The sequence below is a fragment of the Acaryochloris sp. IP29b_bin.137 genome (genome assembly GCF_028285745.1).
GTDB lineage: Bacteria > Cyanobacteriota > Cyanobacteriia > Thermosynechococcales > Thermosynechococcaceae > Acaryochloris.
The window spans coordinates 1-8072 of record NZ_JANQOP010000294.1 but is presented as its reverse complement, the minus strand read 5'-3'; the positions used below and the strand labels follow the sequence as shown (position 1 = coordinate 8072).

Here is an 8072-nt window from a genome sequence, read left to right as displayed (position 1 = left end):
CTAAAGGCTGGAGCCATTTTAATCTGTGTCGATGGAAGGCTATGCAGTGAGAGGGTTTCAGATAATTTGACCCATGGAATAAAACCCGAAATGAGTTGTATAGTTGATTATGCCTCCTCCATTCCCTAGAGCCCTGAGGTCCATTAATGTCGTAAGGCCGATAGGCTTTTGTTACAACATAAGGTCTAATTGCGTGGTTTTGGATGGGTTACAGTTGATCGCATTGTTAGACCAATGCGTTTGAGTGTTTGATTTACTTCTAAAACCCGCACCTTAACGACTTGACCTACCTTGACGATCTGTTTGGGATCTTTTACAAACTGGTCTGCCATCTGCGAAATATGGACCAGGCCATCCTGATGGACACCAACATCCACAAAGGCCCCAAAGTTAGTGACATTGGTGACAATCCCTTCCAGTTCCATCTCCGGCTTAAGATCCGTCAGTTCAGTAATACCTTCTTTGAAAGTGGCGTATTTGAATTCAGCCCGAGGGTCGCGGCCTGGTTTTTCCAGCTCCGCCATGATGTCTTTTAGCGTGGGTTCACCAATGGTGTCCGTTACGTAGGTTTTGAGATCCCCCGGCCTGAGATGAGCTGGAATGTCTGAGATTTGGCTAAGGGGTAGATCTAGATCTGCACTAATGGTTTGGACCACACCATAACTTTCAGGATGGACGGCAGTATTGTCTAGGGGATTGTCACCCCTGCGAATTCTTAAGAACCCAGCGGCTTGTTCAAAAGCTTTGGGGCCAAGTTTGGCGACATTTAAAAGCTGTTTGCGGTTTTTGAAGGCTCCATTTTGGTTGCGATAGGTGATGATATTGTTGGCAATAGCACCCGTAATCCCCGACACAAAGGTCAGCAGCTCCTTGGAGGCCGTATTTAAATCAACCCCCACGTAATTGACGCAACTTTCCACCGTCTCTTCTAGCTTCTGCTTCAGTAGCTTTTGGTCCACATCATGCTGATATTGGCCCACCCCAATGGACTTGGGATCGAGTTTCACCAATTCTGCCAAGGGATCTTGCAGGCGACGGGCAATGCTAATGGCTCCTCGTACAGTAATGTCTAAATCGGGAAATTCGGCAATAGCAATCTCGCTAGCCGAATAAATCGATGCGCCCGATTCATTCACCATCACCTTGATCGGCTTATGGTCTAGAGTCTTCAATACTTCCGCCACAAACGCGTCTGTTTCTCGACCTGCCGTACCATTGCCGATGGCAATCAGGTCGATATTGTAGGTCTGTATAAGACGAGTGATAGTTTTAGCCGCTTGTTCTCGTTGCCCCGCTGCCTGGTGGGGGAAAATGGCTTGATATTCCAGAAATTGTCCCGTATGGTCTAGGGCCACCACTTTACAGCCCGTGCGAAAACCCGGATCGATGCCCAAGGTGGGTTTCATGCCTGCCGGACTAGAAAGCAATAGCTCCCGTAAATTGGTGGCGAAGGTTTGAATCGACTCGCGATCTGCTGCCGCTTTACAAGAGGCCCGCACTTCTTTCACAACTGAAGGTTTAATGAGGCGAGTATAGGCATCCTTCACCACCCCTTGGTAAAAGTCTCGCACTGCTTTGATCTTGGCGCGAATCACCCGTTCTTCGATCTCGCCCAAGATGCGTTCTTCATCAATCGCTAACTCTACTTTGAGAATGCCTTCGGCTTCCCCCCGATAGAGGGCTAACAAATTATGGGCAGGTATATTTTTCGCTCGGGCTTGATAGCTCCGATACATCTCAAACTTGGTGCTCCCTTCTGGATATTTGGATTTCACCTGAGAAATAAATTCGCCTGCTTGGGAAAAACGATATTTGAGATGGGAGCGGATCTCAGCCTGATCGGCAATCCCTTCTGCTAAGATATCGGAGGCCCCTTGCAGCGCATCTTCTGCTGTGGCAACCTCTTTGTTGATATAGCGGGCAGCTTCGGTTGCTAACGTTTGATTGGATGTTGCAATGGGTTTATTGAGCGATTGAATCCATTGGACGAACGGTTCTAAGCCCTTTTCTTTGGCAATGGTGGCTCGGGTTCGGCGTTTGGGCCGATAGGGTAAGTAAAGATCTTCGAGTTCTGTTTTCAATAGGCAGGCTTCAATCTTGGCCTTTAGGGAATCCGTTAGCTTATTCTGTTGGGCAATGGATTCTAGAATGGTTGCTTTACGTTCTTCCAGTTCCGTTAGGTAGGTAAATCGTTCTGAAAGCTGCCGCAGTTGGGTCTCATCCATTTGCCCAGTCCGCTCTTTCCGATATCGCGCCACAAAAGGAATGGTCGCCCCTTCAGCAAACAAATCCAGGGCATTTTGAATCCGCTGAGCGGAAATTGATAGCTCTTGGGAAAGGGTTTGAACAATATTCAACATGGGCAGGAAAAAAATCCAATCCTAGGTCTCCCCATAGTTTAAGACGTAAGCTAGCTATAGCTACTTTTCATGACTTTTCTCTGGTCCATGCAGCCTAACTATCGTCGATGCATTAGCTGCCGCCAAGTTGCCCCCAAATCGGAGTTTTGGCGAATTGTCCGGGTCTATCCCGATCATCACATTCAGCTCGATCAGGGGATGGGGCGGTCTGCCTATCTCTGTCCCCAGGCCAATTGTCTCAAGGCTGCCCAAAAGAAAAATCGGTTGGCAAAAGTACTTCGGGCCAAGGTGCCCGATAGCCTTTATCAATCCTTGTGGGAACGGTTAGAAAGCCCCTCACGCATCTCTACAGACTGATGGGCAACGGGCAGATAATGGGTGGGCACCCCGTTGGCTAGCGCAATTTCTTCCGCTAGCATTCGTTCATAGATATGCATTAGGTGGGGGGTTACCTTATTGCTCTCAATCCCATACCCTAAACTGGTCCAAGTGCCTGAAAGTCGTTTTAGAACGGTTTGTAACTGCCCCTCTTCCAAAAGCTGAGGAATATCCGTCCCCCAATAGTTAACGTCGTCTAACCAGGCATGCACGACTCGATCCTGATATTCAGGGGCAAAACTATAGCGCCGCCACATCCATTCTCCGGTGGGGGCTGGATGGTATTTTTCAGCCGTTTCTAGCCAAGTCGTGGTGATAAATTGGTAACGCCCTGCCGCCGTTGTACATAGCCCTTGGTTCGGTCCCCACCGAATCGGAATGCAACGGTCAGGATGTTCCTGTAAGTTGTCCACATGGCTACCGCCGTAAAGCACGGTATAGGGACTGGCATCATTGGATTCACTCGCAGAAATCGTCCGCATTAAAGCGCGCAGATAGGGATTTCCCCCTGACATGGCGAGGGGCGCGATTTTGCCGGGGTCTGTGGTGGGCCAAGTTAAGCTTTTGGGGTCAAACTTGGGTAATACAAACAAGGTCCCCACGCCTAGCAGCAAGATCAATGAAACACCGATGCGCCAAGCCATGCGATGAATCGGTTTAGCCTGTTTTGGAGATGTACTAGACGTCAAGGATGAACTCCCTAAGCGATCAATCAGCTTAGATGAACGAATCGAGTTAGTATCGCTTAGATGTGAATCATTCCCAATGGGAAGTTGGACTAAGTCAATGTACTTATCTAAACACTAGCAAATAAGTCAGGGATTGGGCGGGCCAAGGCTTCCGGCGGAGCCACAATTTCAACAATCTTATTGTGAGACGCAGGAGCCATTAGGGCTTCAATACCAACTTCTGCTACTTTGGTCCGAGGGATGCTGCCTTCAAACAAGGTATCGGGGGCCGACATAACGATGGAGTTGTCATTATCTTCATTCTTGAGTCCACCAGGACGGACAATGGTGTAGGTGAGCCCACTGTTTTGGAGATATTGTTCGGCCTGTTTTTTCCACACCAGCACCAAGAAAAATAGATTCAGTGGATGCAGCAGTTTGGATGTACAGAGGGAAGAAACCAACACGAAATGTTCAATGTTTTTGGTTTTGGCAACGTCTACTAGGTTCTTGGTCCCTAGGTAGTCAATCTGTAACGGTGCAAATGGGTTAAAGCCGGGGGCTGCTCCGGTGGCACAAAGGAGGACGGTACAATCTGAGATCGCACGTTCCAGCGAACTCGCATCCAGCACATCTCCCACCACTAACTCAGCAGTGTCAGGCAAGAGAGACTTAGCTCTGTCAATATCCCGAACTAGTGCCCGCACTGGAATTCCCCGTTCAACTAATTGGGAAACAATGCGGTGACCTGTTTGACCTGTTGCTCCAGCCACAAATGCTTTCATAGTATCTATAATTTTTGCTTCGACACGATCCTTACACCGTCTCAAAAGTGAAGTCAACTCTATGAGTTCTAACCCACATATTCAGTGTAACGACTGCAACACTTCATTGCTATGCTTATAGAACGTCAGGCATGCAACAGCAAACACTTCTGTATTTTGACGATTTTGATCTTTATGATCTACTGAGAGTCTCTATTCACTTAATTAGACTCAACGATGATCAGCAAATGGCTCTCTACAGAATGATATGTTGCCAGGTTATTGAGGCACTGGTCTCTTAGCAGGATCTACAAGTCCAAATCCCTATTTTCCTATGTGCTTCAGAATAAATAGAGGCAGGAGTTTCAAATGCATACTAAATAAGAGCTAAGAAACTTTAAATCCACTTAAGGGACCAGTACTTCTATTAATACACCGCATTGATGTTTTGTTGCTTAAGCATTATTTGTAATTAAAGTTACCTACTATTGGGAAGTCATATACTAAATCGTCGCTAAGTAGGTAGTCATATTTTCCGAAATCTAAATGCTGATCGCTACTTAAAAAGTATTGACTATATTGGTAAAAACCAGTGCCAGGGTAATAATTGGGATAATCTTGGAACAAAGGTGAGACGACAATTATAGGTGCATTTTGTGCAGTTGTTGGTCCAAAGAAAAATTGGGTTTGAGCCTTTGCTGGAAAAATACTAAGCCCTGTTATGACCGTTGTTAAAAATATTGCAGATTTCATATTTCCATCTCCTAGCAAAAACTACCCTATAGAAAGTCTTAAAAACAATATCTAAAAAAGCTGGTAGACATTGATCCTGGGTAGATGTTGTGTGGCAAATTCAAGTAGATTAATGACTATAATGCACAATCGCACAATCATCTCTATAACGTCTAAAATCCGAAGTCTACAGTGTGATGTATTGAATTATCAGAATAGTCATAAACCTCGAAATGCTTTATATAGGTTTTTCTATGCAAATGACCTATTTCAACGGTCTGACTCTTAGCCGAGTTGACGTAGATATACTCTTGTTCTTGAGATAAGCCATTGCTATTCGAAGCAGAATGGCTAACGCTCTTATCTTCCTTAGTACTCAGCGAAATACCTAAAGTCTGATCGTCTTGGGTATCTTGACCACTAATCTCCCGCATATGGCGACCAGTAGTTCCATTTACGAATGTAATAGAGTGGGTCATCTGTGCATAACAAGGCAATATACCGAACGCTATGTAAGCTAAACTGCAACCGAGTATAGTCTTTAATTTCATCATTGCTCTCTTTATATTCCTGGCAAAACTGCTTAGGTTTTGATGGATAGTGCTGCTGTTTTAACTAGTTTTAGGCATATAACCTTGAACTTTTGAGATATGGTGCTAATGAACCCAACTATCTGGAACTGCGTCAATCCATCTTTGGCATCGCTTTTTTAGGACGATAGCAGTGGCTTTGATCCGTTTTATCTCAAAAAATTATTTCTTAAATACCTGCGTTAAAGGCCTTATAACTCAACCATCAGGTAATTAAGCAGGTAACACACAGTATTCGTAGTAGAACTAGCATCAAAGCAGCTCTTTTGCACTTAAGCGTTGCGACTCTGGCTTTTGGACAGTTGGAGTGACTAAGGAAGTGGTGGGTAATCCTGGTTGCAAGTTTGGTTCTGGGGTTCGTAGTTCTGTCTGAGCTGAAGAATTTATCTTTTGACGATCATGACCATACGGACGAACCTTCGTTTCTAGGATCGGCTGTTGCTGTTGTCCTAATGCTTGCGAAGCCTTAACTTCAGTCGATGCTGATGGAGAGCGTTGAGGAATAACTGCTTGGCGAACAGTTACGGGTGGACATTCAATATTTGCAACTTCCATTAACGCGGTATAGCTCACGTTTATGCCAGCCTTAACCATTTTGGAGTAGTTACTAATTAGGAGTAAGCAAGTTTCTAATTTTGCTTTCCCTAACTGGTTTTTAGCATACTGTTTACAAGTCTCCATCCCAAAGGAATGAGTATAGGTTACTGCACCGCCGATAGTGCCAGTGTCAAATGGGCCAACACCACTTCCATAGGCAGAGAGGCTAATGCCATTGCTCGTACAATCAGCAATTCCTTTACCAACAACACTTCTGCCTAGAGTTGTATGATTAACCTGGGTATTAACTAATGAACCCTGCTGATCGAGATTGACTTCGGGATTAGCTGTTGATTCAGCGTTGTTAGGGACGGTAATGTTATTTGTTGTTTGGGCTACTGCTGAACTCGCCGAAAACGCTAACAGCCCAACCACAGACGTTGTTAACAGTTGGATATAATTACGCATCTTGACTTCTCCTAATCTGAATAAAGGGGTAGTGAATTACTACCCCTATGTGTAGTTTTGATGACTAGAAGCTATAGCCAGAAGTAACTGTATGAGTCTTATCTAAGCCGTCAAATTTATAGGACTCTGAAACATTAACTTTAGTGACAGATTTACCTCTGCCACTCTCTTTAGTCCAGCTAGAAGCGGTGATGTCATAAGAATCATATTCATAAAGAGAAGGACCATCCTTAGGATTGTCAGTAACAGTGTTGAAACCCCACTCATTCTTGACAGCATGGGAGCCGGCATGACGCTTGTACTTATATGTGTCCTTAACGTTGACTTTTGTCTTTGAACGACCATGTTCAATGTCTCGAAGATTCCAGCTATTGCTAACACTGGAAGTCCCAGCGAAAGCAGGCATGGCAGCAAGGCTTAAAAATAAAGCAGAACAAATAGGTAGAACTCGTTGAGCTTTCATGTTATTCCTCTTCAAATTAGTTGTACGTTCAGTTATGAGAATTTAGAACAGTACAATCAGCACATCTGTCGTTATTAGTTTTACTCAAGTAAAATGGATGCAGAGACTATTGAACTGCTCTACATGGGGTTACCTAAGTTCAAGCTAGAAGTCTTGAAAGATTGCTTTTCTATCTTTACTTCTCTAGCTCTGTGTAACTTTAACAGCCAATAGATGGCAGTCTACAAAGTAATGAGCCAAGTATTGTTTCAGTCAATCTACAAGAATGCGCAGAATATTTGACCTTAGTTCGAGTTCAGCTGGTTTCTGCAATGCTTGTATGGAAAAATGCAGGTTTCAGACTATACAAGCATAAAGGTTTAACTTAATTCCAAACTTAGGTTATGTTGCTGATTGTTTCGATACTGGCGTAAGCAATACCAGTTTTGTTGTATTTGACTAGAAGCTGTAGCCAGAAGTAACAGTGTGAGTCTTATCTAGGCCATCAAAGTAATAGTGTTCATTAACATTGACGGTAGTTGTTGAATGGCCATCACCTTTCTCATAGGTCCAGCTTTTAGCAGTGATATTGTACACATCTTTTTCATAAAGGGAAGGGCCGCCTTTGTTGTAGTCCTTCACAATATTGACACCTCGCTCTTTCTTGATAGCGTCTGACCCAGCTTCACGCCAGTAGCTGTAGTTGTCAGTGACATTAACGGAAGTTGAAGAGTAGCCACCCTTGATATCGCGAATATTCCAGCTATTGCTAACACTAGAAGACCCGGCAAAAGCAGGAGCAGCAGCTAGCCCTAAGAAAAGAGCAGAGCAAAGGGGTAGAAGGCGTTGAGCTTTCATATTAAACCTCACTGAAGTGACTAAATTTTTAGAGATTAAGGCAATCGGGGGTGCACACCAACAAAATAGGCAATCATTCCTGATTGGGTTGAATCAAACACTTGAAAAGCAGTCCATCACAACGCTTTAGATATTTGATACACAAGTCAATCAACAAAGAATACTCATGACTTCTTTCTTTGGGGATGACAAGGTACTTCAAATCTAGAGTCAGCAGTAGATAGGGCAGTGTGATTTCAAAGAAAATAGGGTGGCCGAAACGACTACCCTATCCA

Annotated in this window: 8 protein-coding genes; 1 reads left to right on the top strand and 7 read right to left on the bottom strand. The window is 44.4% G+C overall.

Features of this window, described 5'->3' with window-relative positions; all coding sequences use genetic code 11:
- Positions 1–185: 185 nt before the first annotated feature.
- Positions 186–2360, bottom strand: coding sequence for a Tex family protein (locus Q0991_RS20475; RefSeq protein ID WP_299492023.1), 2175 nt, complete (start codon positions 2358–2360; stop codon positions 186–188).
- An 87-nt stretch (positions 2361–2447) separates the two neighbouring features.
- Here Q0991_RS20475 and Q0991_RS20470 point away from each other — a divergent pair, with 87 nt between their 5' ends.
- On the top strand, positions 2448–2717 hold the full coding sequence (locus tag Q0991_RS20470) for a YlxR family protein (protein ID WP_299492025.1): 270 nt from the start codon (positions 2448–2450) through the stop codon (positions 2715–2717).
- On the opposite strand, the gene Q0991_RS20465 is transcribed toward Q0991_RS20470, so the two are convergent.
- The 6 genes from Q0991_RS20465 to Q0991_RS20440 all read right to left on the bottom strand — a co-directional run bounded on the left by Q0991_RS20465 (position 2666) and on the right by Q0991_RS20440 (position 7797).
- Positions 2666–3427, bottom strand: coding sequence for a glycoside hydrolase family protein (locus Q0991_RS20465; RefSeq protein ID WP_299492021.1), 762 nt, complete (start codon positions 3425–3427; stop codon positions 2666–2668). The genes Q0991_RS20470 and Q0991_RS20465 overlap by 52 nt on opposite strands.
- Positions 3428–3534: 107 nt before the next feature.
- The gene (locus Q0991_RS20460; protein WP_299492019.1) at positions 3535–4191 is read right to left on the bottom strand and encodes an NAD(P)H-binding protein; all 657 of its coding nucleotides are present in this window, start codon (positions 4189–4191) and stop codon (positions 3535–3537) included.
- A gap of 441 nt (positions 4192–4632) precedes the next feature.
- Positions 4633–4923, bottom strand: a complete 291-nt coding sequence (locus tag Q0991_RS20455; protein WP_299492017.1) for a hypothetical protein — start codon at positions 4921–4923, stop codon at positions 4633–4635.
- A gap of 821 nt (positions 4924–5744) precedes the next feature.
- The gene (locus Q0991_RS20450; RefSeq protein ID WP_299492015.1) at positions 5745–6497 is read right to left on the bottom strand and encodes a hypothetical protein; all 753 of its coding nucleotides are present in this window, start codon (positions 6495–6497) and stop codon (positions 5745–5747) included.
- 64 nt (positions 6498–6561) lie between these two features.
- Positions 6562–6960: a hypothetical protein gene (locus tag Q0991_RS20445; protein WP_299492013.1), complete on the bottom strand. Its 399-nt coding sequence runs from the start codon at positions 6958–6960 to the stop codon at positions 6562–6564.
- Between the two features lie 438 nt (positions 6961–7398).
- A complete protein-coding gene (locus Q0991_RS20440; protein WP_299492011.1) occupies positions 7399–7797 on the bottom strand; it encodes a hypothetical protein in 399 nt (132 codons plus the stop codon).
- Positions 7798–8072: the final 275 nt, after the last annotated feature.